Source organism: Pantoea sp. X-Soil-YNGN-785 (assembly GCF_059730585.1).
In genome coordinates this window covers 2232052-2255636 of record NZ_AP035942.1, presented here as the reverse complement: position 1 = coordinate 2255636, position 23585 = coordinate 2232052, and the positions used below count along the sequence as shown (strand labels likewise).

Sequence of the window (23585 nt, the reverse complement as noted above, 5' to 3'; positions counted from 1 at the left end):
GCTAAATAAACATCTAAAGGAATTTGCAAAATGGCAAAGATTAAAGGTCAGGTTAAGTGGTTCAACGAGTCTAAAGGTTTTGGTTTTATCACGCCTGCTGACGGCAGCAAAGATGTGTTCGTACACTTCTCTGCTATTCAGGGCAACGGTTTTAAAACCCTGGCTGAAGGCCAGAGCGTTGAGTTCGAAATTCAGGACGGCCAGAAAGGCCCTGCAGCTGTTAACGTCACTGCTATCTGATTCGACTCCACCTCGGTGCAATGCACCCTGACATGGAATCTTAAAGCCCTGGCTCTTCAGTCGGGGCTTTCTTTATGCTTCCGATGCGTAAACGTTAAGGTTACACTGCGCCGCGTTATCTGATGCCGGAGCACCCTATGTCCCTGATTTGCCCTCTTTGTCACTCTCCACTGACCCTCACCGACCGCAGCTGGTGCTGTGAAAACCGCCATCAGTTCGATCAGGCGAAAGAAGGGTATGTCAATCTGCTGCCCGTTCAGCATAAACGATCGCGTGAACCGGGTGACAGTGCAGAGATGATGCAGGCACGACGGGAATTTCTTGAGGAAGGCTATTATCAGCCGCTACGTGAGCAGGTAGTCAGCCTGCTTGCGCCGGTGCTGAATCAGCCGGAGTGCAAAATCCTGGATATCGGCTGCGGTGAAGGGTACTACACCGCCGCACTGGCGGAGGCGGCAGACGGAGACGCTGAGATTTATGGCCTGGATGTTGCCAGAATGGCCATCCGGCTGGCGGCTAAGCGCTATCCTGCAGTACGTTTCTGCGTGGCTTCCAGTCAGCGCTTACCCTTTGCCGATCAGTCCCTGGATGCGATTGTACGCATCTACGCACCCTGCAATGAAGCAGAACTGGCTCGCGTGCTGAAGCCGGGTGGCATGGTGCTGACGGTCACGCCAGGCCCGCATCATCTGCAGCAGTTCAAAGCGCTGATTTACCGCGAAGTGCAGCTACATGTGCCGGAACAGAAAGATTATCCTGGCTTCCGGCAGGTAGCGCAGCATGCCCTGCGTTATCCGATGGCATTAACCGGCGCAGCCGCGACGACACTGCTGCAGATGACGCCCTTTGCCTGGCGGGCGCGTGAAGACGTCTGGCAAACGCTGCAGCAGAGTGAGCAGTTCAGCTGCGATGCTGATTTTACCCTGACAATGTGGCAGCGCGACTAGCGAACCTCGACCAGCGTAGTGTAGATGCGCTCCAGGTCGTCGAGTTGCTGCACGGCAATCAGCAGACGGCGTTGTTCCAGCTGAATCACCAGAATGCCATCCTCAGAAAGATTCATGCCCTGAATCCGCCGGTAATCGATCCAGACACCGGCGTAAAACAATCCCTCATTTTTCATCAGCAGCATGGGTTTGCGCAGCCAGAAGAGCCAGAACGCCACAAAACTCAGCACCATCAGCAGTGAGGTGGTGAGCTGTGGGCCGTGATGACTGACATTGTTCCACAGCAAAATCAGCAGCAGGCCGATGAAAATCAGGCTATCGAGTTTATGCTGTCTCCGCAGCGTTACCCGTAAGCGGGTCGGCCCGTGCCGACGCGGCAGAATCGCCTCATGGTAAACGGCAAATCCCATCAGGGCGGCGATACAACACGCAATCAACGCGTCAGTTAAAGACATCACTTCTACCTCAAACAGGGTGAGCTCAGCCAGTTGTGGCTCAGCTCACCACGCTTAAAAGCCGGGAGCAGAGGCTCCCGGCAGGATGAAATTACAGACCGAGCAGGCCAATCCAGTAACCAAAGATACCGATGGCAAAGAAGCCGACGATAATCCACAGCGCATTCACTTTACGGCGTAACAGCCACATACAGCCAAAGGTCAGCAGCAGCGGCACAATGCCTGGCATCAGCTGATCGAGGATTGACTGTACCGTAGTGACGGTGGTTTTGCCGGTGGAGTCAGTAATGCGCGACACCACCAGCGGGATGTTGACGTGCGTCCACTTGTTGACCAGCGCCCCCATGACAAACAGCCCCAGAATCGAGGCGCCCTCCGTGAGCTTCTGCAGGAAACCGCCGCCCATATCGCTGACGATGTCGATCCCTTTGCGATAGCCATACGCCACGCCGTAGTAGCGGGTCAGCAGACGTGCCAGGTTAAACAGTACAAAGAACAGCAGCGGACCCAGCAGACTGCCGCTCATGGCAATACCGGCACCCAGTGCGGCAAACACCGGACGTACCGTACCCCAGAAGATCGGGTCGCCAACACCGGCCAGCGGTCCCATCAGCCCGACTTTCAGGCCGTTAATCGCACCGTCGTCGATAGGTGCGCCGTTGGCACGCTGCTCTTCCATCGCCATGGTAACGCCCAGTACCGGCGCGGCGACATAAGGATGGGTATTGAAAAACTCCAGATGACGTTTTATCGCCTGCCTGCGCTCAGCGTTATTCTCAGGATAGAGACGGCGGATGACCGGCACCATTGAGAAGCAGAAGCCCAGCGCCTGCATACGCTCAAAGTTCCATGAACCCTGGAAAAGGTTAGAGCGCAGAAAGACGGCGCGGACATCACCGGGGGTCAGTTTCTTTTCAACTTTCGTCATATCAACCATGTGATCACCTGTTCCTTAATCGAGTTCGTTATCAAGATCGTTTGCGGTTGCAGCACCCGTGGGTGCGCCCGCCACACGGTTGTATTTCGGGCTGAGCTGAATGTAGAGCACCGCCATCACCACGCCAATGACGCCCAGCGCCACCAGGTTGAAGTTGGTGAAGGCCGCGGTAACGAAGCCGAGGTAGAAGAACGGCATCAGGTAGCCTGCGCGCATCATATTGATGACCATCGCGTAACCGACCACCACAATCATGCCACCGGCGATATTCAGGCCGTTGGTGACGACTTCAGGAATGGAACTCAGCAGCGCATGAACGGCACTGGTGCCGACCGAAATCGCCACAATCAGCGCCGGGATGGCGATACGCATCGCCTGTAACAGCAGGGCAGAGACATGGATCCAGGAGATGGCCGTAAGGTTGCCTTTCTCGGCAGCTTTATCAGCCGCATGCTGGAAGGCCACGGTGAGTGTACGCACGATAATGGTCAGCACCTGTCCGGCGGCAGCCAGCGGAATCGCCAGTGCAATACCGGCACCCACACTCTGACCGCCAGCGATGACCAGGATAGTGGAGATGATAGAGGCGAGGGCGGCATCAGGGGCAACCGCCGCACCGATGTTCATCCAGCCCAGTGCAATCATCTCCAGCGTACCGCCGATGATAATACCGGTTTTCATATCACCCAGTACGATACCAATCAGCGTACAGGCGACCAGTGGGCGGTGAAACTGGAACTCATCCAGAATCGACCCCATACCGGCAATACAGGCGACAATAAAAATCAAAATAATTTGTAGCGAGGTTATTTCCATCATACTTCTTGTCCTCAGCAGGATAATCAGGAGCCCGGAAACGCAGGCGCAGAAGTGCTTCTGTTACGCGTTTACTTTCGCAATCAGATCCATCATTTTCAGTTTTTGATCGCTGGAAACTTTACGCACTTCCAGTTCAATATTGCGTTCATTGAGTTTGCGGAATGCGGCGATATCTTTTTCATCAACCGAGACCGCATTATTGACCTGGGTTTTTCCCTGGCGGAACGCCATCCCACCGATGTTGACCGTTTTAATATCGACACCCTGTTCAACTACGCGCAGGACATCGGTGGGATTGGTAAACAGCAGCATGACGCGATCCTGACCATACTTCGGGTTGTTCCACACCCGCACCATTTTGTCGACATCCACCACATGGGCCGTCACGCCGGGCGGCGCGACCTGCGTCAGCAGGGTTTTACGCACGTGATCGTTGGCCACTTCATCGCTGACCACGATAATACGCTGAACGTTGGTCTCTTTAGTCCAGCGCGTCGCGACCTGTCCATGAATCAGACGGTCGTCAATGCGCGCCAGCCCGATCTTCATGTGGTCACCAGGCGCCATTGGCTTAGCCGGTTGTGCCGCAGCGGCCGGTTTCACCGCAGCCGGTGCCGGTGCTTCTTCTTTCGCTTTCAGGGCTTTGACCCCTTCACGACCGGTCTCCACCGCCACGGCGACCAGTTCGTCAAATCCGGGATCGTCATCGCGCGCCATCAGGGTTTCGACCAGCATCGGAATATTGACCCCGGCGATGACCTCATAGTGTGGCTTGTCGACAACAATGCGGCTGGCCGCATTGAACGGACTGCCGCCCCAGGTATCGACCAGAAAAAGAACCCCCTTGCTGGTATCCAGTTCTGCCAGTCGTGCCTGATATTTTTCAATCAGCGTTTCTGCATTTTCACCGGGGACAAAGTCTATCCAGCCGATATTCTTCTGCTCGCCTAACAGCATTTCTGCTGTCTTCAGCAGTTGTTCCGCTGCCCAGCCGTGTGTACCAATTACTATCGCAATGGTCACGTGCTACCTCCGTTCGCTAGAGATGCTCATCTGAGTAAATGAACTGTATTGAGACATGTTTTGATTATCTGTTTAACCCGGTCGTTCGACTTTCTGATATAGCGCCGAAAAAACAGGGGTTAACTTCATCAAGGCGGTAAAGTCGCGATTTATTTTAGTGATCGAAAAAATAAATTATGTGATGTCTGTCAGCTATTCACCCCGTCAGGTGGCGCTTTACCTTTTTTATGCGCCCGATCATCCGTTATGCAGATTGTAAAAATAAGAAAATTTTTTGACGCAATTTACCGACCTGATACATTAACGTTCTGTTTATTACTCAGGAGTAACGGGCTTCAGCCCACCTTTATGGATCGTCACCGACGTCGCTTAATCTGTTCTTTGCGCCTGCTGGCGCGTCACCTTTCGCCTCGCGGCGTTTTCACCGCTTTCCCGACTACCCGGATGTCACGCTTCGCTGCGCTGACAGGCACCGGCTCGATCTGTTCCCTGTTCTGGAGTCATAAATAATGGAATTTTTATTCGACCCCTCAATCTGGGCGGGTTTACTGACGCTTATCGTGCTGGAAATCGTACTCGGCATCGATAACCTGGTGTTTATTGCTATCCTGGCCGACAAACTGCCGCCAAAGCAGCGTGATAAAGCACGTCTTATTGGCCTGTCGCTGGCGCTGGTGATGCGTCTGGGCCTGTTGTCGCTGATCTCCTGGATTGTCACGCTGACCACGCCTCTCTTCAGCGTAGGCGGTTTCAGCTTTTCCGGACGAGATTTAATCCTGCTGTTCGGTGGTTTCTTCCTGTTGTTTAAAGCGACCATGGAGCTACACGAGAGGCTGGAGAACCGTCAGCTTGATGGTTCCGCAAATCGGGGATATGCCAGTTTCTGGGCAGTGGTATTGCAGATTGTAGTGCTGGACGCGGTCTTCTCACTGGATGCGGTGATTACCGCCGTGGGTATGGTGAACCACCTGCCGGTGATGATGACTGCCGTGGTGATTGCCATGGGTGTGATGCTGCTGGCGTCTAAACCGTTAACCAACTTTGTTAACGCGCATCCGACCGTGGTGGTGCTCTGTCTGAGCTTCCTGTTAATGATCGGTCTGTCGCTGGTGGCAGAAGGCTTCGGTTTCCATATTCCGAAAGGCTACCTCTATGCGGCGATTGGCTTCTCGATTCTGATTGAGCTTTTCAACCAGATTGCACGTCGTAACTTTATTCGCCATCAGTCAAATCGTCCGATGCGTGAGCGCACCGCAGAGGCGATTCTGCGCCTGATGGGCGGCCGTAACCGCGCGCAGACGGCCAGCAATGGCAATAGCAGCAGTAACACCAGCACCAGTGAAGAGTCGGCGCTGACGGAAGCGATGCCGCAGGAAGCGTTTAAAGATGAAGAGCGTTACATGATTAATGGCGTGCTGACGCTGGCTTCCCGCTCGATTCGCAGCATTATGACGCCACGCGGTGATATCTCCTGGGTTGATGCGAATCGTCCGGTAGATGAGATTCGCGGTCAGCTGCTGGATACGCCTCACAGCCTGTTCCCGGTCTGCCGGGGTGAACTGGATGAAATTGTTGGCGTGGTGCGCGCCAAAGAGCTGCTGGTGGCGCTGGAGAAGGGTGTGGATGTGGCGACCTTCGCGGCGAATACACCGACCATTGTGGTGCCGGAGACGCTGGATCCGATCAATCTGCTTGGCGTGCTGCGTCGTGCCAAAGGCAGCTTCGTGATCGTCACCAATGAGTTTGGCGTGGTGCAGGGTCTGATTACGCCGCTGGACGTGCTGGAAGCGATTGCGGGTGAATTCCCGGATGAAGATGAAACGCCTGATATTGTTGCAGATGGCGATGGCTGGTTAGTGAAAGGCGGAACCGATCTGCACTCGCTGCAGCAGTTACTCGACTTCCATGAGCTGGTCGATCCGACAGAAGATCACGCCTCGCTGGCGGGCCTGCTGATTGAGCAGAAAGGGCAGTTACCGCTTCCCGGCGAGGTGATTGATATCACGCCGCTGCACTTCCAGATTATCGAAGCGACGGATTACCGTATCGATCTGGTGCGCGTCACCAAAGATAAACCGCATGACGAGGAAGAAGAGGGGTAACGCTTCAGGTTGTTACCGAGGCGCTGCCGGTATCACCGGCCGCGCTGAATCTCTCTGACAGCCGCTGCTGAAACGCCGCGGCTGTTTTTTTGTGTGCAGGAAGTCGTATCAGGGCGGCGCGGCGCTGACGCGGCAGTTAACGGCGGGCATCAGCCTGATGCAGCGTCAGCCAGGCTGGAAAATCTTCCAGCGACATCGGACGGGCAAAATAGTAGCCCTGCAGATGATCCACCCCGCGTTCGCGCAGATAATCCGCCTGTTCAGCCGTTTCTACCCCTTCAGCTACCAGACTGATATTCAGGCGCTGGGCCAGCGAAATCACCATATCCGTTACCGTGGCGTTAATGGCATCCGTACCGATAGCCGCCGTGAAAATCTTGTCGATTTTGAGCACGTCTGGCTGCAAATCTTTCAGGTAGGAGAGCGAGCTGTGACCGGTGCCAAAGTCATCAATCGCCAGCCGGACGCCAATGTCGTGCAGTTGTGCAATCACCGATTGATCGACGACCGGCAGGGCATCCCGCTCAGTGAGTTCCACCACCAGTTGCGGCACCGGACTGGCAGGCCACCACAGGTTTTGCAGATCGTCCAGAATGGCGCGGTCGCGAAAATGAGTGGCGGCCACATTGATGGCGATATGAAAGGCGGGATCATCGGGCAACTGCGGCAGCTTTCTCACCACCTCGTTCAGCACAAAGCGCGTCAGCGGCTTGATCAGGTTCTGGCGCTCGGCCAGCGGAATAAAGACATCTGGTGCGATCCAGCCCTGGCGGGCGTTATGCCAGCGCAGCAGCAATTCTATCCCGTCACACTCGCCGCTTTTGCTGTTGATCAGCGGCTGGCAATAGACCATAAACTCACGGGCCGTAATGCCATAGCTGATTTGCCAGCTGAGGCTCATGCGATTTGCCGTTGCCAGCCAGATAATGTAGCCCATCAGCAGGCTCAGCAGCAGCGCCAGCGGCAGCTGTGAGGGAAGTGTCGCCAGCGCCAGCCGTGTCGGCGAAGGGCCATAGAGGGTGAGCGTAAACGGGTAGCGCAGCGAACCCTGCTCGTAACTCACTTCGTCATCTGCCGGCACCGTTGGTTCTATCAGCGGATTGCCATACTCCAGGCTCTCACCATTAACATTAAACACAGCGCGTTCAACCCAGGGCAACTGAGGCTCCAGCAGGTAGTTACTCATCATTTCAATGTTGATGACCTGCAATATTCCCGAACGGTTATCCAGGCTTTTTGGCGTCCACAGCAGTAAAACCGGCGAGCCTTTCAGCAGATACTGATCGGTTGAGAGGGTCATACGCTGGCTGTTGAAGGCAAGGTCAGGATAAGTCTGGCTGAAAGGGATAGTGCGCGGGCCGTAAATACTGGAGCAGTAAAGCATGTCGTTTTCGACCAGCAGAATGGCACGTACCGTCTGCAGAGAGGAGATTTTTTCGACGAGCGGAAAACGCACGTCCTGACAGGGAACGCCCACCAGCCCCAGCGTATTATTGGCTGAAACCTCCAGCGGTGAAAACATCCGGTCAAACCGCATAATCGCTTTGTCGGCGAAATCCATCGCCTGCTGTTCAATACGTGACTTCTCTTCGATGTAGCGAAAGGCCAGCGTTAATATCAGCACCACGGTGGCGATTGACAGTGCGATCAGCAAACGCTTGCGTCTGAATTGTCCAACAAATTGCTGGGCCATAAACATCAGTATCCACCTTCCCAAAAAGCCAGAAAAAAGCAAAAAATAACGGGGTTAGTATCGGCACGGCCAGGTCAATATTGAGGCCGGAATGCAGAAAAGCGGGTCTGGAAAGCTGCGCAGACCGGACGGCTGCGCGGAAAACACTCTACCGTTTAAACCTGCGCTGAGATAGCGCAGGATGCGGATTTTATTACGTTTGCACGTTATTTATGCGATTAAACGTTTCGCTTAATCACACTGAACTTTAATCGCCAGACCGCCACGGGAAGTTTCACGGTATTTCGCGTTCATATCCTTGCCGGTCTCATACATGGTCTCAATAACCTTATCCAGCGAGACGCGGGGTTCACTGGTGCGACGAAGTGCCATACGCGCCGCGTTAATGGCTTTAACCGAGGCGATAGCATTACGTTCAATGCAGGGAACCTGAACCTGACCGGCCACGGGGTCGCAGGTCAGTCCCAAATTATGCTCCATGCCAATTTCAGCGGCGACACACACCTGTTCCGGGCTACCCCCCAGCAGCTCTGCCAGACCGGCAGCCGCCATCGAACAGGCGACACCCACTTCACCCTGGCAGCCCACTTCCGCACCCGAAATAGAGGCGTTCATTTTGTACAGCACGCCTATGGCGCCCGAGGCCAGGAAATAGCGCAGGAAAATATCAGGCGTCACCGGCTCGATAAAGTGATCGTAGTAAGCCAGCACCGCAGGCACGATACCGCAGGCACCGTTCGTCGGCGCCGTGACCACACGGCCACCTGCGGCGTTCTCTTCGTTGACCGCCAGCGCAAACATATTGATCCAGTCGATAACAATCATCGGATCGCTGGAGTGCTTGGTGGAGGAGGTCAGCAGGCGACGCAGGGAGGCGGCACGACGGGGTACGCGCAGCGGTCCTGGCAATACGCCTTCAGTATTCAGACCGCGATCGATACAGGCCTGCATGGTCTGCCAGATGTTGGTGAAATAGGCATGAATCTCGTCGCGGCTGTGCAGTGCCAGCTCATTTTTCATCACCAGGCCCGACAGTGACAGGCCGGTTTCGCGGCAGTGCGCCAGCAGATCTTTGGCGGAGTGGAACGGCCAGGGCACAGAGACCTCATCCAGTGCCGACTGACCGAAGTGCTCTTCATCCACAATGAACCCACCGCCCACGGAGTAGTAGGTTTTCGACAGGATCAGCAGGTCGCCCGCAAATGCCAGCAGGCGCAGGCCATTTTCATGCAGTGAGAGGTTCTCACTGCGGAACACCATGCCGCCTTCGCGCGGGAAATCAACTTCATGCACGCCTTTTGCCAGCAGCAGACGTTCACGCTGTTCAACATCTTTAATAAATGCGGGAATGGCATCGATATCCACCGTGTCCGGCGATTCGCCAGCCAGACCCATAATAATGGCGATATCCGTGTGATGCCCTTTGCCGGTCAGCGACAGAGAACCGTAAACATCCACGGCGATCCGGGTGACCTCCTGCAGCTTTCCCTGTTCGCAGAGCAAATCCACAAATTGTTTACCCGCTTTCATCGGGCCGACAGTATGCGAACTCGAGGGGCCAATGCCCACTTTGAACATGTCGAAAACACTAATCACAGGTGACACTCCTCACATTTATTCTCAGTCTGCCGGGGCAGTTTATGGCGCCCATAGTAATGGTCATGCACCGGAAAAGAGCAGCTTTTCGCATGAAATAAACTTATCAAAACTGATAGAAAAAATTATAGCTCAGCCCGGCAGCTCGCTGACGGGCTGGAAGGGAGAAAAAGAAGTAGAAAGGTCTCAGAAGGCGATCTGTGTACTCAGTGAACGGATAATCCCTGCTGTCATGCCCCACACCAGATAATCCTGATAACGCGACAGCCAGACCGGATGGCGTACACCCGCCCGATGCACCTCCAGCGCGCTGTAGCGGCTGAGCTGTAGTGCCTCAGCCAGCGGCATCTCGAAGGCACTGCTCACCTCATCCGGATTAATCGTTAAGCGCAGATTGGCCGGAATAATGCCCAGCACCGGTGTTACCTGAAAGCCGGTGCTGCTGGTGACGGCGGGCAGCGCGCCTAATATCTCGACCTGCTGTGGATCGATACCGACTTCTTCCTGCGCCTCACGCAGGGCGGTGGCGATCAGCGAGGCATCGGTGTCATCCTGCATGCCGCCGGGAAAGGCGACCTGTCCGGCGTGTTTGCGCAGGGCGTGCGAGCGCTGCGTCAGTAACAGACCCGGTTCGTGACGGGCTACAACCGGCACCAGCACCGCGGCATGACGTCCGGAAAGACGCTGCGTGCTGCGGGCCGGCTGCTGCAGGAGAAAGCGGCTGCGGAAAACCTCAAGCGTCAGTGCCAACTGAACCTCCTGTCTGTTCCAGAGCCGGTAAAATCCGGCTGACTTTGTCGAGCGTTTCCTGATACTCCGCTTCAGGATCGCTGTCTGCCACCAGCCCGCCACCCGCGGCACAGTAAAGCTGCTGGCCTTCGGCAATCAGTGTGCGGATCGTGATGCTGGTATCCATCCGGCCACACAGGCTGAGATAGCCGATACTGCCGCACCAGGCATTGCGCCGCTGCGGCTCCAGCTCATCAATAATCTCCATCGCCCGAATCTTAGGCGCACCGGTTATCGAGCCGCCCGGAAAACAGGCGCGCAGCAAATCGGTGGCCTGCAGGGTGTCAGGCAGCTGCCCCCGCACCGTGCTGACCAGATGATGGACGGCGGGGAAGGGTTCAACCACAAACAGTTCAGGCACCGTGACCGAGCCGGGCAGCGCCACGCGGCCAATATCGTTGCGCAGCAAATCGACAATCATCAGGTTTTCAGCCCGATCTTTCTCCGCATGACGCAGTGCCTCAGCCTGTTGCGCATCCGCAATCGGATCGGCACAGCGTGGCCGGGTGCCTTTAATTGGTCGGGTTTCAATCTGGTTTTGATTCAGCGACAGAAAGCGCTCCGGCGACAGGCTGAGGATGGCACTTTCCGGCAGGCGCAGAAACGCGCTGAACGGCGCGCGGTTAGCCGCGTTAAGCAGAGTAAACGCCTGCCACTCATCACCCTGATAACCGGCCTGAAAACGCTGTGCCAGGTTGACCTGGTAACAGTCACCGGCCTGAATATAGGCCTGAACCGCAGCAAAACGCGCGGCGTAATCGGCATAGCTCAGATTAGAACGCCAGCCGCTGGTCAGTGAAAAAGGCACGGCTTCACGCGCGGGCCACTGCGCCAGCCAGGCGGCGCGCGCCTGAGCGTCATTTAACGCCACCAGCGTCAGGGTTTGCTGATGATGATCGGCAATCAAGGCCCAGTCATAGATCCCCACGGCCATGTCCGGCGTTGTAAGATCGGCTGCGGCTTTTTGGGGCAGCAACTCAAACCGGCGGCCCAGATCATAACCAAACAGGCCGAGCGCGCCGCCCTGAAACGGTAGCGCTTCGCAGGCCGCAGGCGTCACGCCCAGCGCATCACACTGTTGCTGCACCAGCAGCAGGGGATCCGCGGCCGATTCGGACGTGCCGGTTGCATCGCTGATGGTCGTGATCGGCCCGCGGGTCACCAGGGTGGCGCGGGGATCGGCCGTCAGAATATCGAAGCGGTTGTCGCTGTGGCTGGCCTGCGCGGAGGAGAGCAGCATCGCCCACGGCAGATGGGCAAGGGTGGCAAAACGCTGTGTCAGCGCATCCGGGGTATAATCAAGCGTGAGGGTTTCAACAATCATCGGGCAGACAAATCAGCAGGCAAAGAGGCGGTCAGACTGACATATTTTTTCCCGACTGGCACCTGTTAGTTCCGCATGGGATACTGTCGGCCCCAACGCAGGAGTAGAACATGTTTATTGGATTACCGGCTCTCTCACATGAGCAGCAACAGCAGGCCGTCGAACGTATTCAGGAGTTAATGACGGGTGGTTTATCGAGCGGTGAAGCGATCGCCCAGGTGGCGCAGGAAATCCGTCAGAATCACAAGGGCGAACAGATTCGGGCGTTATTCGACGACGAAGATGAAGAAAACGAAGAGGAATAACACCCGACGTCTTTAGCGTGCAGCGATGATTTTAATTTCGATCTTGTACTTTGGATTCAGCAGCCCGGCCTGAACCGTACAGCGCACTGGCGCATTGCCCGGTGAGACCCAGGCGTCCCAGGCCCGGTTCATGGCGGGGAAATCAGCCTTATCCACCAGAAAGAGCGTGGCATCAAGGATCTTACTTTTATCGCTGCCGAGCCGGGTCAGAATGGCATCAATCACCGCCAGCGCGTTAGCGGTCTGCGCTTCTGCGTCAGCCTCCAGGTTTTCAGGCACGCTGGTGTAATAGATGGTGTCGTTATGAATAACAGCTTCGGACATGCGATGTTCCGGGTCAATGCGGGTAATACTCATCGGTTTCTCCCTGGTTAAGTGCGCATTAGCCTGGCACACTCCCGACACTGCTGTCACCCCTTACGGCCCTCTCGCCTTACAGGCAGCGCTCAACAATCGCCTGTCTGTCTGCCATCACATCCGGGGACATCCGGAAGGTCGTGAAATATTTCACCTCCGCCCCTTTTCTGTGGGGTGAGACATCCGCAAAAATAGAATCTTCCCAGGTGAAGACGCTGATCTCGCTGCCGGCGGGCTGGGTGTGAGTGGTGTTATCTCGGGCAATAACGCGGGTGGTGGACCATCCACGATAAATACAGTCGCTGAGCTGAGGGACGGTACGGGTGCTTTGACCCTGAAAAACGGGTGGCTGCAGACGAGCCTGATCAGGCGTGGGAGCCTGGCAGCCACAAAGCAGCAGCACGCCAGCCAGAGAGCCGATGCGGTAATAGTTCATAACATGCCTCCGCCTGAGTCAGGCAGTCGGGTTAAGGCCATCTGCATAACACCGCCTGAACGGCAATGTTAAACCAGTCTCAGCACGTCAGCCTGCGGGTGCCACATCCCAACGGCAAGCTGATTTAATCATTATAATCCGGGCGGTTATTTCCTCGCTCCGTTCCTCTGCATTTGATAACTGCATCACACTGTCGGTCTGGCAGGATTGAATGAGGTGTCAAAGGTTACTTGCCAGCCCATGACGTTAACAGGCGGGCAAAGGCACGGAATTGAGGGCGCTGATGGCTTAGAAATGGTATAAATCCGCCAAAGTTAACGCCACAGGATGAGGATGAGAACATGGCGAATACGCAGTATCTGTTTTGGGTGATGGCTGGCGCACTGACGCTGCTGTTTATTGTTATTGCGGCGTTTGTGGGGTTATCCAAAGGCAGTAAGCAGGGCGTGATTACGTTTGCGGTGCTGTTCGTCATTATGCTGGCGGGCGCGCTTTACATACACCACTAGCACTGAGCAATCAGATCATTTTCAGACTGTTACAGCAATTTCACGCCTTGCTCACATTTCAGGCGGAAAATGTGCGGCCTCAGTTGCCGGTTAACTATGCTCAGTTGAAATAGCAGCACTGCTATTTATCACCGGAGGTAATTATGTCTGAACGTCCTGATTATGATGAACCGCTGCCAGATGATGCTGAGATCTATCCGGAAGATGAAGAAGAGGATGAGGAAGACGATCCGTCAGAAAAGGATGTTTAACCGTCTGAAAGGGATATCTGTCGAAGTGCCTTTCTTCTGATTCAGGCTTACACCGCAAAACCGCCAGTCGTGCAGTTTTGCGGTTTCTCACTTCTGTAGCCTGCACTGATTCGCCTCTTTCTTCGCTGTTTCATCTCTGCGCCTGCCGATCAATTTGTTCTTCAGGTTTACTACTGAGTCTATTTCCTGAGGCAGGTAATCCATTTTAATTATCGCGAAAACCGTTATTTGAAATATAAATCCTACAAGTGATATTTATTAAATTAACATCGATAAAAATTATAGACTCGTTATTCAATCCTGTTTTGATTAACCGCATTTTGTCATCTTGCTGACGCAAAGCTGAGAGGAATAGTATTCCTGCCGCACATTAGCTTATTAAGCAGGGATAAAATGAAACAACTAAAAATGTTAAGTCTGGTTATAGCAATTTCGTCTGTCAGCGCAGCAGGCGCCGCAGAGCCACACTGGACGTATGAAGGCAAAGCCGGTCCAGCGCACTGGAGTGAACTGACCAGCGACTTCCACATGTGTCACGAAGGCAAGTCACAGTCGCCCATTAATATTACAAATCCGATCGAGGGACATTTACAGCCGCTTGATCTGGCTTATCACACATCCGCTGAAAAGGTTATTAATAATGGTCACACCATTCAGGTAACCGTTGATGAGGAAGATGACTTTGTGCTGGATGGTGAAAAATTCACACTGCGTCAGTATCATTTTCATACGCCGAGTGAAAACCAGATTAACGGAGAAACGTTTCCGCTTGAAGCCCACTTTGTTCACAGCAAAGAGGATGGCGATCTGGCCGTGGTTGCGGTGATGTTTAAGGTTGGTAAAGAGAATCCGGCACTGGTGCCATTAATTGACGCAATGCCGAAACAGCAAAACAAACAGGTAAACATTAACCGGCAGGTAGATTTACGCGCACTCTTTCCGGCAGACCTGCACTACTATCGTTTCAGTGGTTCCCTCACGACGCCACCCTGCAGCGAAGGTATTCGCTGGCTGGTGCTGAAAGATCCGGTTACGCTCTCTCAGGCGCAGCTCGACGCGTTTAAGCAGGCGCTGAAAACCACCAATAACCGTCCGCTGCAGCATCTTAATGGCCGGATGATTGTTCAGTAATAACGGCTTTTAGCGCTTCTTAAACCTGCGCAAATGACTGATATGTCCTCAGGCATACCGGCAACGCGACGGGTTCTTTTCAGGCGGCTTCGGGCCGCCTTTTCTGTGTCTGTCAGCTGTAAATTCGGGTGGCTTAAGACGGCATTGCTATCGGCATGAAAATCATAAGTGGTTGATATTTTTCGATTTTGCTTTGTTAATCCAATACTGACATAATTACAGTGTTTTTGCCGTTCTTAGTGAGGGTATGTGGCAGACGATTTTGCAGTGGATGGCGCTCTGGCGCTGGCGATCGCAGGCTTTAAGCCGCGTGAAGCACAACGTGAGATGGCGCAGGCGGTATCTGAAGCCGTAAAACAGCAGGGTGAACTGGTGGTCGAAGCCGGCACCGGCACCGGTAAAACCTATGCTTACCTGGCACCCGCTTTGCGGGCCGGTAAAAAAGTGATTGTCTCCACTGGATCCAAAGCGCTGCAGGATCAGCTCTATGCCCGCGATCTGCCCACGATGATCAAGGCGCTAAAGTTCAAAGGCAAAACTGCCTTACTGAAAGGACGTTCCAACTATCTCTGTCTGGAACGCATGGAACAGCAATCTATGGCAGGCGGCGATCTCACTGTACAGGCTCTGACTGACCTGGTGACGCTGCGCAGCTGGTCATCACAGACGGAAGATGGCGACATCAGCAGCTGTGCGGGCGTCACCGAAGACAGCCCGGTCTGGCCGCTGGTGACCAGCACCAACGATAACTGCCTTGGCACCGATTGCCCGCGCTATAAAGAGTGCTTTGTGGTTAAAGCGCGTAAGCGCGCTATGGACGCCGATGTGGTCGTGGTTAACCACCACCTGTTTCTTGCCGACCTGGTGGTGAAAGAGGGCGGCTTCGGTGAACTGATTCCCGAAGCGGATGTGATGATATTCGACGAAGCCCATCAGTTGCCTGACATCGCTAGTCAGTATTTTGGTCAGCAGCTCTCCAGCCGTCAGTTACTCGATCTCGCCAAAGATATTATTACCGCCTACCGCACCGAGGTGCGTGATGCTCAGCAGCTGCAGAAATCCGCTGACCGCCTGGCGCAGTGCGCGCAGGATTTCCGCCTGGCATTAGGCGATCCCGGCTATCGCGGAAATCTGCGCGAACTGCTCAGCGATAATCAGATACTGCGTATGTTCACCCTGCTGGATGATGCGCTGGAGCTCTGTTACGACGTCATCAAACTTTCTCTGGGGCGTTCAGCCCTGCTGGATGCCGCCTTTGAGCGGGCCGCGCTCTATCGTGGCCGGTTAAAACGGCTGCGGGCGATCAACGAGCCGGGCTACAGCTACTGGTATGAATGCACCTCGCGTCACTTTATCCTGGCGCTGACGCCGCTCTCGGTAGCGGAACGTTTTCGTGAGGTAATGGATAACCGCAAGGCGGCGTGGATTTTCACCTCGGCGACACTGGCGGTAGATGAGAAAATGGCCCACTTCGCCGAACGACTGGGTGTGAATGCGGCAAAGAGCCTGATTCTGAACAGCCCGTTCGACTTTGCGAAGCAGGCTTTGCTTTGTGTGCCACGCAATCTTCCGGAACCTAACCGTCCCGGTGGCGCTCGCCAGCTGGCCGCGATGATGAAACCGCTGATCGATGCCAATAAAGGCCGCTGTTTCTTCCTCTGTACTTCGCATCTGATGATGCGAGAGCTGGCCGCAGAGTTTCGCGCCTCGATGACACTGCCGGTGCTGGTACAGGGTGAAACCAGCAAAGGTCAGTTACTGAAGCAGTTCATTGAGAAGGGCAATGCTCTGCTGGTGGCGACCAGCAGCTTCTGGGAAGGGGTGGACGTGCGCGGTGATGCGCTGTCGCTGGTGATCATCGACAAACTGCCCTTTACCTCACCGGAAGATCCGCTGCTGAAAGCCCGAATGGAAGATTGCCGGATTCGCGGCGGCGATCCCTTTGCCGATGTGCAGTTGCCGGATGCGGTGATCACCCTGAAGCAGGGTGTAGGCCGTCTGATTCGTGATACGGACGATCGTGGTGTGCTGGTCATTTGCGATCAGCGTCTGGTCTCACGACCTTATGGCGCGCTGTTTCTCAACAGCCTGCCGCCGACGCCGCGCACCAGGGACATTGCCCGTGCCATCGCCTTTATCCGCCAGCAACCCGAACCAGACGCATAATTTTATGCTAAGATGCGCGCCGTTTTCTTTCTTCTGAGGTAGTCATGTCAGCCCGAATTTTAGCGCTGGATACGGCGACAGAAGCCTGTTCAGCCGCCTTGCTGAATCAGCAACAGATTGATGCCCGATTCGAGATTGCTCCGCGCGATCATACGCAGCGTATTCTGCCGCTGGTCGAGGAGCTGCTGCTGGCGCAGCAGCTGGAGCTGACCGAGCTGGATGCGCTCGCCTTTGGCCGGGGTCCTGGCAGTTTTACCGGCGTGCGGATCGGTATTGGTATTGCGCAGGGACTGGCACTGGGCGCATCACTGCCGATGATCGCCGTTTCCACTCTGGCGACGCTGGCGGAAGGGGCCTGGCGTCTGCATGGGGCAACCCGGGTGTTAACCGCTATCGATGCGCGGATGGGTGAGGTTTACTGGGCCGAATATCAGCGTGATGAGCAGGGTGCCTGGCAGGGTGAGGCCAGTGAAAGCGTGCTGTCACCCGAGGCAGCACTCGCCCGGATGCAGGCGCTTTCTGGCGACTGGATGACCGCCGGCACCGGCTGGCAGGCCTATCCAGCCTTGCAGCAGGGACACGATCTGACCCTGAACGCCAGCGACGTTACACTGCCCACCGCTCAGGATATGCTGCCACTGGCGAGTCTGGCGCTGGCGCAGGGCAATACGCTGCTGCCGGAGACGGCGGAGCCGACCTATCTGCGGAATGAAGTTGCCTGGAAAAAATTACCTGGCCGGTAAAATCCACGCAACTTATTGTTATACGTCCAGTCTAAGTCTTTACCTAACGGGAGAACGTCTATGTCGTCAATGTGTGGTAAAGGGCTTTCAGGTCTTCTGCTGACCTGTGTGCTGGCGTTAACCGGCTGTGTTTCCATTCCTGACACGCTGCAGGGCAGCTCACCTCAGCCGCAGCAGGATCTGTTGCGGGTGATGAGCGATCCCTCGCTCTTTGTCGGGCAGGAATCGCGCTTTGGCGGCAAGGTGGTGAATGTCACTAACCTGAACGGCAAAACCCGGCTTGAGATTGCGGCACAGCCGCTGGATGAGAGCGCCAGACCGCGTCTGGGTGCGGCCTCGGTTGGCCGGATTTATGCTGACATTCACGGTTTTGTTGATCCGGTGGATGTCAGAAACCAGTACGTTACCGTACTGGGTACGCTGAAGGGCACGGAGCAGGGTAAAATTGGTGAGGCCGATTACAAATTTGCGGTCATCGATGTGCGCGGTTATCAGCGCTGGCGGATTGCCCAGCAGGTAACAGCACCGCCACAGCCGATGGATCCCTGGATCTGGTATGGTCCGACCCGTCATCGCGGCGGATACTGGGGACCTAATCCCTACTGGGGAATGGTCAACACCGGACCCTCAGAGGTGCAGACCATCCTGACCGAATAAGTGTAAACATGATTTATCCAGCCCGGTCGCGGTGCTCGCTACCGGGCTTTTTATTGGCCTGTTTTCCCGGCACGAAATTTAGTGATGCACTTCGCAACCTCAACATGCCGAAACAGGCAAACTGGTACAATCAGTTAAAATATTGTTAACAAACCAGATTGGCTGAGGCAGCGATGGAAATACAACATAATTATCGGGGTGGATCCTTGAATAAGGTTTGGCTGAAACGCTACCCGGCAGATGTGCCTGCCGAAATAAGTGCAGATCGTTACACCTCGCTGGTGGATCTGTTTGAGCAGGCCGCAAAACGCTACGCCGATCAACCCGCGTTCCTGAACATGGGTCAGAAGATGAGTTATCGTCAGCTGGAAGAGAAGAGCCGTGCCTTTGCTGCTTATCTCCAGCACCAGCTGGGCCTGAAAGCAGGTGACCGGGTGGCGCTGATGATGCCTAACTTACTGCAGTATCCGGTGGCCCTGTTTGGTGTGCTGCGTGCCGGTATGGTGGTGGTCAACGTGAATCCGCTCTACACGCCGCGTGAGCTGAAGCATCAGCTCAATGACAGTGGAGCCAGCGCCGTCGTGATCGTCTCAAATTTTGCGCATACGCTGGAAAAAGTGGTGGTGGAAACCGCTGTGCGGCATGTCATCCTGACCCGGATGGGCGATCAGCTGGCACCGATAAAAGCCACACTGGTTAACTTTATCGTTAAGTATGTGAAGAAGCTGGTGCCGAAATACCATTTGCCGGGCGCCATTTCGTTTCGCCAGGTACTGGAAGTGGGTGCCACGCTCAATTATCAGCGACCGACGGTCTCGAATGACGATCTCGCCTTCCTGCAATACACCGGTGGCACCACCGGCGTGGCGAAAGGGGCGATGCTGACCCATCGCAACATGCAGGCGAACCTGGAGCAGACGCGCGCGACCTATGGCAAAGTGCTGCGTGACGGAAAAGAATTTGTGGTCACCGCGCTGCCGCTTTATCACATCTTCGCTTTAACCGTGAATGGCCTGCTCTTCCTGGAGCTTGGCGGCCAGAATCTGCTGATCACCAATCCCCGCGATATTCCCGGCTTCGTTAAGGAGCTGGGTAAAGTGCCGTTTACAGCGATTACCGGCGTGAACACGCTGTTTAACGCGCTGCTCAACGATGAGCAGTTCAATAAACTCGATTTTTCAACGCTGCGTCTCTCTGCGGGTGGCGGAATGGCGGTGCAGAAAGTGGTAGCTGAGCGCTGGGAAAAGCTTACCGGACACTATCTGCTGGAAGGCTACGGCCTGACCGAATGTTCGCCGCTGGTATCCGTCAATCCGTATGACATCAACTGTCACACGGGCAGTATCGGCCTGCCGGTTCCTTCAACCGACGTACGCATTCTGGATGATGCCGGAAACGAAGTGCCGCCGGGGGAACCGGGCGAACTCTGTATCAGCGGCCCGCAGGTGATGCTGGGCTACTGGCAGCATCCGCAAGCGACAGCGGAAGTGCTGAAAAATGGCTGGCTCCACAGCGGTGATATTGTTACCGTTGACGAGGAAGGGTTTATTCGCATCGTAGACCGCAAAAAAGATATGATTCTGGTCTCAGGCTTTAATGTCTATCCGAATGAGATCGAAGATGTGCTGATGCAGCACCCGAAAGTGCGAGAAGCCGCGGCAATTGGCGTACCCAGCGATCTGTCAGGTGAAGCAGTAAAAGTCTGCATCGTGAAAAAAGAGGCGTCGCTGACCAAAGAAGAGGTGCTCGATCACTGTCGACGCCAGCTGACCGGTTACAAGGTGCCAAAAATCATTGAGTTCCGTGATGAGCTACCGAAAACCAATGTGGGCAAGATCCTGCGGCGTGAGCTGCGCGACGAGGCGAAGCCCGGCGCGAACTGAATCTGTATAAGAATTGAGGTTGAACGCCGGCATGTCCGGCGTTTTTATTGTGTTTAACATGGAGCGCCGCGCGTTGTTGGCTGCGGTGGAAATCAGACGTGAACTATTCCCTTATTGACCAGGATGAACAACTGGCTGACGTGTGCCAGAAAGCCCGCCAGCATGCAGCGGTAGCACTGGACACCGAATTCGTCCGCACCCGCACCTACTACCCTCAGCTTGGCCTGATCCAGCTGTTCGACGATCACCAGCTGGTGCTGATTGACCCGCTGAATATCCGTGACTGGTCACCCTTTATTGCCCTGCTGACCGACACCAGCGTGACTAAATTCCTGCATGCCGGGGGAGAAGATCTGGAAGTCTTTCTGCATCGTTTCGGCGTGCTGCCGACGCCGATGATCGACACCCAGATTCTGGCAGCCTTCTCCGGCCAGCCTCTCTCCTGGGGCTTTGCTTCCATGGTGGCGCATTTCACGCAGGTCGAGCTGGATAAAAGTGAATCACGTACCGACTGGCTGGCTCGCCCTCTGACCCAGCGTCAGTGCGAGTATGCGGCAGCGGACGTTCACTATCTGCTGCCGATTGCCCGTCAGCTGATGTTCAACACGGAAGAGGCCGGCAACATGGCGGCGGCACTCAGTGAGTGCGATAACCTGTGTCAGCGCCGTCTCGACAGTGTGGCACCGGATGAAGCCTGGCGGGATATCACCAACGCCTGGCAACTACGTCCGCGTCAGCTGGCGGCACTGCAACGGCTGGCGGCCTGGCGTCTGAAGCTGGCGCGTGAAAAGGATATGGCGGTTAATTTTGTGGTGCGCGAAGAGCATCTGTGGAAAGTGGCGCGCTTTATGCCTGGCTCTCTGGGTGAGCTGGATCATCTGGGGCTGTCAGGCCACGAAATCCGTTTCCATGGCAAAACGCTGGTGGCGCTGGTAGCTGAAGCAGAGGCGCTTGATGAGAATGAACTGCCGGCTCCGCTGGGCAATCTGATCGACCATCCGCACTACAAGCAGGTGTTTAAGGCAATGAAGGCGCTGGTACAGCAGGTGAGCGAGCAGAGCGGATTCAGTCAGGAGTTACTGGCGTCACGACGTCAGATTAATCAGGTGTTAAGCCTGCACTGGGGCCTGAAGCCACAGGGACGTCAGCCGGAGCTACTTACCGGATGGCGGGGCGAACTGCTGAAACCCGGCATTGAGGAGATTCTTGCGGGTTGTTAACCGGTTAAATTTCCCCTGCCACTGCGCAGGGGAAATTCAGGAAACGGTCAGCGTCATTTAGTCACTTCATCCGTTTCCGGCAGCGTGACGTTCAGCTCCAGAATCGAGATGTCATCACCTTTCTGATCGAGCTGTACCGTGACCATTTCCGGATCGATCTTCACATATCTGCAAATCACTTCCAGAATGTCGCGCTTAAGTTGCGGAAGATAGTGGGGCTCACTGTCGCCCCTTCTCCGTTCTGCCACGATAATCTGCAGCCGTTCCTTGGCTATGTTGGCAGTGTTCTTCTTCCGGGATAAAAAGAAATCAAGTAATGCCATGGTTTATCCCCCGAACAGGCGTTTCAGGAAACCCTTCTTCTCTTCTTCGATAAAGCGGAAGGGGCGTACTTCACCGAGTAACCGTTCAACGGTATCGGCATAGGCTTTGCCAGCATCAGATTCGCCGTCAAGAATCACCGGCTCGCCCTGGTTAGAGGCACGTAACACCGATTGATCTTCAGGGATCACGCCGACCAGAGGAATGCGCAGAATTTCCAGCACATCTTCCATGCTCAGCATATCGCCACGGTTTACCCGGCCAGGGTTATAACGGGTCAGCAGCAGATGCTCCTTCACCGGGTCCTGACTGTTTTCAGCGCGGCGGGATTTAGAGGAGATGATGCCGAGGATGCGGTCGGAGTCGCGGACAGAAGAGACTTCCGGGTTGGTGGTGATGATGGCTTCATCAGCAAAGTAGAGCGCCATCAGTGCGCCCGTTTCAATCCCTGCCGGTGAATCGCAGACGATGAAATCGAACTCCATTGCGGCTAAATCGTTCAGGACTTTCTCAACACCTTCACGGGTCAGCGCATCTTTATCGCGGGTCTGCGATGCAGGCAGAATGTAGAGCTGCTCAGTGCGTTTGTCGCGAATCAGCGCCTGGTTGAGCGTGGCATCGCCTTGGATAACGTTAACGAAGTCGTAGACCACACGGCGCTCACAGCCCATGATCAAATCCAGGTTACGCAGACCGATATCAAAGTCGATAACGACCGTCTTTTTGCCTTTCTGCGCTAAACCGGTGGCGATGGCCGCGCTTGACGTGGTCTTACCAACGCCCCCTTTACCGGATGTAACTACAATAATGCGTGCCATAAATGTTGATTTCCTTAACAAAAGAAAAGGGGCCTAATTAAGTGTCTGGATAGTCAGCGCGCCATCCTGCAGGCACAGGCGCGCGGCTTTACCAAAAAATTCTTGTGGGATCTGATCCATGATCCAGTACTCCCCGGCAATCGAGACCAGCTCGGCCGCCAGGTTAGTACAGAAAATCTGGCAGTTACGATCGCCGCTGGCACCTGCCAGGGCGCGACCGCGCATCATGCCGTAAATATGAATGTTGCCATCGGCGACCAGTTCGGCCCCGGCACTGACGCTGCTGGTGATAATTAAGTCGGCGTCACGCGCATAAATCTGCTGGCCTGAGCGCACCGGCGTATTCACGATGCGGGTTTTCGCTGCTGCCGTCTCGGTTACAACCGGCTGCGGTTCAGGAGTGGGGGCCGGCTGCGGTGCTTCGGCGCGCGGCCTGGCCTCTTTGCCTTCTGCCAGTACCGGCAGCCCTGCACGCACGATCATGCGTTTCAGTGCTTCATCTTTGCAGCCGCTTACGCCGACAATGCGCAAGCCGGTAGCAAGAATCGCCTGCTGCAGCTGTTTCCAGTTAACATCGGCACTCAATGTAGCGACGTTAAGCACCACCGGGGCGTTTTTCAGGAAATCGGGAGCCTGGTCAATCTTGTCCTGGAGTGCCTTGCGAATCACCGCAGGGTCATGGTGATGCAAATGAACGACAGACAGGGTGAAACTGCTACCTTTGAATTCGATTGGCGTTTGCGACATCTGTCCCGACTCAGTCCTGTTTTCACTACCGTTAACCTGACGATGATAAAATCATCGCTGAAGCGCTAACGGTGAATATTCGAAGTTCTGCAAGCATGTTATAGTTACAGCTATAT

24 protein-coding genes are annotated in these 23585 nt (G+C 55.1%); 11 read left to right on the top strand and 13 right to left on the bottom strand.

Annotation, left to right across the window (positions count from 1 at the left end):
* Positions 1-30: 30 nt before the first annotated feature.
* A complete protein-coding gene (gene cspE, locus AC6I8E_RS10535) occupies positions 31-240 on the top strand; it encodes a transcription antiterminator/RNA stability regulator CspE (protein WP_003852684.1) in 210 nt (69 codons plus the stop codon).
* Positions 241-377: 137 nt separating this feature from the next.
* Positions 378-1187 (top strand): 23S rRNA (guanine(745)-N(1))-methyltransferase, encoded by an 810-nt coding sequence (gene rlmA / locus AC6I8E_RS10530; RefSeq protein WP_013358104.1) that lies wholly within the window; start codon positions 378-380, stop codon positions 1185-1187.
* Here rlmA and AC6I8E_RS10525 read toward each other — a convergent pair.
* The 4 genes from AC6I8E_RS10525 to manX form a co-directional block, all read right to left on the bottom strand.
* The gene (locus AC6I8E_RS10525; RefSeq protein WP_013358103.1) at positions 1184-1642 is read right to left on the bottom strand and encodes a DUF986 family protein; all 459 of its coding nucleotides are present in this window, start codon (positions 1640-1642) and stop codon (positions 1184-1186) included. The two genes, rlmA and AC6I8E_RS10525, sit on opposite strands and share 4 nt — an antisense overlap.
* A gap of 91 nt (positions 1643-1733) precedes the next feature.
* On the bottom strand, positions 1734-2579 hold the full coding sequence (locus AC6I8E_RS10520) for a PTS mannose transporter subunit IID (protein WP_013358102.1): 846 nt from the start codon (positions 2577-2579) through the stop codon (positions 1734-1736).
* Between the two features lie 15 nt (positions 2580-2594).
* Positions 2595-3395, bottom strand: coding sequence for a PTS mannose/fructose/sorbose transporter subunit IIC (locus AC6I8E_RS10515; RefSeq protein ID WP_033733019.1), 801 nt, complete (start codon positions 3393-3395; stop codon positions 2595-2597).
* A gap of 63 nt (positions 3396-3458) precedes the next feature.
* Complete coding sequence (manX, locus tag AC6I8E_RS10510; RefSeq protein ID WP_013358100.1) at positions 3459-4421, bottom strand: PTS mannose transporter subunit IIAB; 963 nt, start codon at positions 4419-4421, stop codon at positions 3459-3461.
* A gap of 509 nt (positions 4422-4930) precedes the next feature.
* Between manX and AC6I8E_RS10505 the strand changes: the two genes are divergently transcribed.
* Entirely contained in the window at positions 4931-6523 is a 1593-nt protein-coding gene (locus AC6I8E_RS10505; protein WP_013358097.1) for a TerC family protein, read from the top strand.
* A gap of 136 nt (positions 6524-6659) precedes the next feature.
* Here AC6I8E_RS10505 and pdeD read toward each other — a convergent pair whose 3' ends face one another.
* The 4 genes from pdeD to pabB all read right to left on the bottom strand — a co-directional run bounded on the left by pdeD (position 6660) and on the right by pabB (position 11925).
* Entirely contained in the window at positions 6660-8222 is a 1563-nt protein-coding gene (gene pdeD / locus AC6I8E_RS10500) for a cyclic di-3',5'-guanosine monophosphate phosphodiesterase PdeD (protein WP_013358096.1), read from the bottom strand.
* Positions 8223-8447: 225 nt separating this feature from the next.
* Entirely contained in the window at positions 8448-9812 is a 1365-nt protein-coding gene (locus AC6I8E_RS10495) for an L-serine ammonia-lyase (RefSeq protein WP_013358095.1), read from the bottom strand.
* Positions 9813-9998: 186 nt separating this feature from the next.
* The gene (locus AC6I8E_RS10490) at positions 9999-10562 is read right to left on the bottom strand and encodes a CoA pyrophosphatase (RefSeq protein WP_013358094.1); all 564 of its coding nucleotides are present in this window, start codon (positions 10560-10562) and stop codon (positions 9999-10001) included.
* The gene (pabB, locus tag AC6I8E_RS10485) at positions 10546-11925 is read right to left on the bottom strand and encodes an aminodeoxychorismate synthase component 1 (RefSeq protein WP_013358093.1); all 1380 of its coding nucleotides are present in this window, start codon (positions 11923-11925) and stop codon (positions 10546-10548) included. The genes AC6I8E_RS10490 and pabB overlap by 17 nt, the downstream gene beginning before the upstream one ends.
* 110 nt (positions 11926-12035) lie before the next feature.
* On the opposite strand from pabB, the gene AC6I8E_RS10480 reads away from it, so the two are divergent.
* Positions 12036-12230 carry a YoaH family protein gene (locus AC6I8E_RS10480; protein WP_013358092.1) on the top strand — a complete coding sequence of 65 codons (195 nt, stop codon included), beginning with the start codon at positions 12036-12038 and terminating at the stop codon, positions 12228-12230.
* 12 nt (positions 12231-12242) lie between these two features.
* Here AC6I8E_RS10480 and AC6I8E_RS10475 read toward each other — a convergent pair whose 3' ends face one another.
* Positions 12243-12587: a RidA family protein gene (locus AC6I8E_RS10475; RefSeq protein ID WP_013358091.1), complete on the bottom strand. Its 345-nt coding sequence runs from the start codon at positions 12585-12587 to the stop codon at positions 12243-12245.
* 76 nt (positions 12588-12663) lie between these two features.
* A complete protein-coding gene (locus tag AC6I8E_RS10470; RefSeq protein WP_013358090.1) occupies positions 12664-13023 on the bottom strand; it encodes a hypothetical protein in 360 nt (119 codons plus the stop codon).
* A 341-nt stretch (positions 13024-13364) separates the two neighbouring features.
* Here AC6I8E_RS10470 and AC6I8E_RS10465 point away from each other — a divergent pair, with 341 nt between their 5' ends.
* The 7 genes from AC6I8E_RS10465 to rnd all read left to right on the top strand — a co-directional run bounded on the left by AC6I8E_RS10465 (position 13365) and on the right by rnd (position 21583).
* Entirely contained in the window at positions 13365-13532 is a 168-nt protein-coding gene (locus tag AC6I8E_RS10465; protein WP_013358089.1) for a hypothetical protein, read from the top strand.
* Between the two features lie 644 nt (positions 13533-14176).
* On the top strand, positions 14177-14914 hold the full coding sequence (locus AC6I8E_RS10460) for a carbonic anhydrase (protein ID WP_013358087.1): 738 nt from the start codon (positions 14177-14179) through the stop codon (positions 14912-14914).
* A gap of 249 nt (positions 14915-15163) precedes the next feature.
* Entirely contained in the window at positions 15164-17080 is a 1917-nt protein-coding gene (gene yoaA, locus AC6I8E_RS10455) for a DNA repair helicase YoaA (RefSeq protein ID WP_013358086.1), read from the top strand.
* 44 nt (positions 17081-17124) lie between these two features.
* Positions 17125-17823: a tRNA (adenosine(37)-N6)-threonylcarbamoyltransferase complex dimerization subunit type 1 TsaB gene (gene tsaB / locus AC6I8E_RS10450; protein WP_013358085.1), complete on the top strand. Its 699-nt coding sequence runs from the start codon at positions 17125-17127 to the stop codon at positions 17821-17823.
* 60 nt (positions 17824-17883) lie between these two features.
* A complete protein-coding gene (locus AC6I8E_RS10445) occupies positions 17884-18480 on the top strand; it encodes a Slp family lipoprotein (protein ID WP_013358084.1) in 597 nt (198 codons plus the stop codon).
* Between the two features lie 206 nt (positions 18481-18686).
* The gene (fadD, locus tag AC6I8E_RS10440) at positions 18687-20363 is read left to right on the top strand and encodes a long-chain-fatty-acid--CoA ligase FadD (protein WP_497823953.1); all 1677 of its coding nucleotides are present in this window, start codon (positions 18687-18689) and stop codon (positions 20361-20363) included.
* A gap of 98 nt (positions 20364-20461) precedes the next feature.
* Positions 20462-21583, top strand: a complete 1122-nt coding sequence (rnd, locus tag AC6I8E_RS10435) for a ribonuclease D (protein WP_095707103.1) — start codon at positions 20462-20464, stop codon at positions 21581-21583.
* A gap of 53 nt (positions 21584-21636) precedes the next feature.
* Here the strand turns inward: rnd and minE are convergent, their stop codons facing one another.
* Genes minE through minC form a run of 3 tightly spaced genes read right to left on the bottom strand, consistent with a single transcriptional unit; the run spans position 21637 to position 23469 of the window.
* Positions 21637-21906, bottom strand: a complete 270-nt coding sequence (minE, locus tag AC6I8E_RS10430) for a cell division topological specificity factor MinE (RefSeq protein WP_008925314.1) — start codon at positions 21904-21906, stop codon at positions 21637-21639.
* 3 nt (positions 21907-21909) lie between these two features.
* Positions 21910-22722 (bottom strand): septum site-determining protein MinD, encoded by an 813-nt coding sequence (gene minD / locus AC6I8E_RS10425; RefSeq protein ID WP_003852716.1) that lies wholly within the window; start codon positions 22720-22722, stop codon positions 21910-21912.
* Between the two features lie 33 nt (positions 22723-22755).
* Positions 22756-23469 carry a septum site-determining protein MinC gene (gene minC, locus AC6I8E_RS10420; RefSeq protein WP_013358080.1) on the bottom strand — a complete coding sequence of 238 codons (714 nt, stop codon included), beginning with the start codon at positions 23467-23469 and terminating at the stop codon, positions 22756-22758.
* Positions 23470-23585: the final 116 nt, after the last annotated feature.

Excerpts from the sequence above, each read along its gene's own strand:
- cspE (WP_003852684.1), top strand. The coding sequence starts at position 31 with ATGGCAAAGATTAAAGGTCAGGTTAAGTGGTTCAACGAGTCTAAAGGT.
- rlmA (WP_013358104.1), top strand. The coding sequence starts at position 378 with ATGTCCCTGATTTGCCCTCTTTGTCACTCTCCACTGACCCTCACCGAC.
- AC6I8E_RS10525 (WP_013358103.1), bottom strand. The coding sequence starts at position 1,642 with ATGTCTTTAACTGACGCGTTGATTGCGTGTTGTATCGCCGCCCTGATG.
- AC6I8E_RS10520 (WP_013358102.1), bottom strand. The coding sequence starts at position 2,579 with ATGGTTGATATGACGAAAGTTGAAAAGAAACTGACCCCCGGTGATGTC.
- AC6I8E_RS10515 (WP_033733019.1), bottom strand. The coding sequence starts at position 3,395 with ATGGAAATAACCTCGCTACAAATTATTTTGATTTTTATTGTCGCCTGT.
- AC6I8E_RS10505 (WP_013358097.1), top strand. The coding sequence starts at position 4,931 with ATGGAATTTTTATTCGACCCCTCAATCTGGGCGGGTTTACTGACGCTT.
- pdeD (WP_013358096.1), bottom strand. The coding sequence starts at position 8,222 with ATGTTTATGGCCCAGCAATTTGTTGGACAATTCAGACGCAAGCGTTTG.
- pabB (WP_013358093.1), bottom strand. The coding sequence starts at position 11,925 with ATGATTGTTGAAACCCTCACGCTTGATTATACCCCGGATGCGCTGACA.
- AC6I8E_RS10480 (WP_013358092.1), top strand. The coding sequence starts at position 12,036 with ATGTTTATTGGATTACCGGCTCTCTCACATGAGCAGCAACAGCAGGCC.
- AC6I8E_RS10475 (WP_013358091.1), bottom strand. The coding sequence starts at position 12,587 with ATGAGTATTACCCGCATTGACCCGGAACATCGCATGTCCGAAGCTGTT.
- AC6I8E_RS10470 (WP_013358090.1), bottom strand. The coding sequence starts at position 13,023 with ATGAACTATTACCGCATCGGCTCTCTGGCTGGCGTGCTGCTGCTTTGT.
- AC6I8E_RS10465 (WP_013358089.1), top strand. The coding sequence starts at position 13,365 with ATGGCGAATACGCAGTATCTGTTTTGGGTGATGGCTGGCGCACTGACG.
- AC6I8E_RS10460 (WP_013358087.1), top strand. The coding sequence starts at position 14,177 with ATGAAACAACTAAAAATGTTAAGTCTGGTTATAGCAATTTCGTCTGTC.
- tsaB (WP_013358085.1), top strand. The coding sequence starts at position 17,125 with ATGTCAGCCCGAATTTTAGCGCTGGATACGGCGACAGAAGCCTGTTCA.
- AC6I8E_RS10445 (WP_013358084.1), top strand. The coding sequence starts at position 17,884 with ATGTCGTCAATGTGTGGTAAAGGGCTTTCAGGTCTTCTGCTGACCTGT.
- minE (WP_008925314.1), bottom strand. The coding sequence starts at position 21,906 with ATGGCATTACTTGATTTCTTTTTATCCCGGAAGAAGAACACTGCCAAC.
- minD (WP_003852716.1), bottom strand. The coding sequence starts at position 22,722 with ATGGCACGCATTATTGTAGTTACATCCGGTAAAGGGGGCGTTGGTAAG.
- minC (WP_013358080.1), bottom strand. The coding sequence starts at position 23,469 with ATGTCGCAAACGCCAATCGAATTCAAAGGTAGCAGTTTCACCCTGTCT.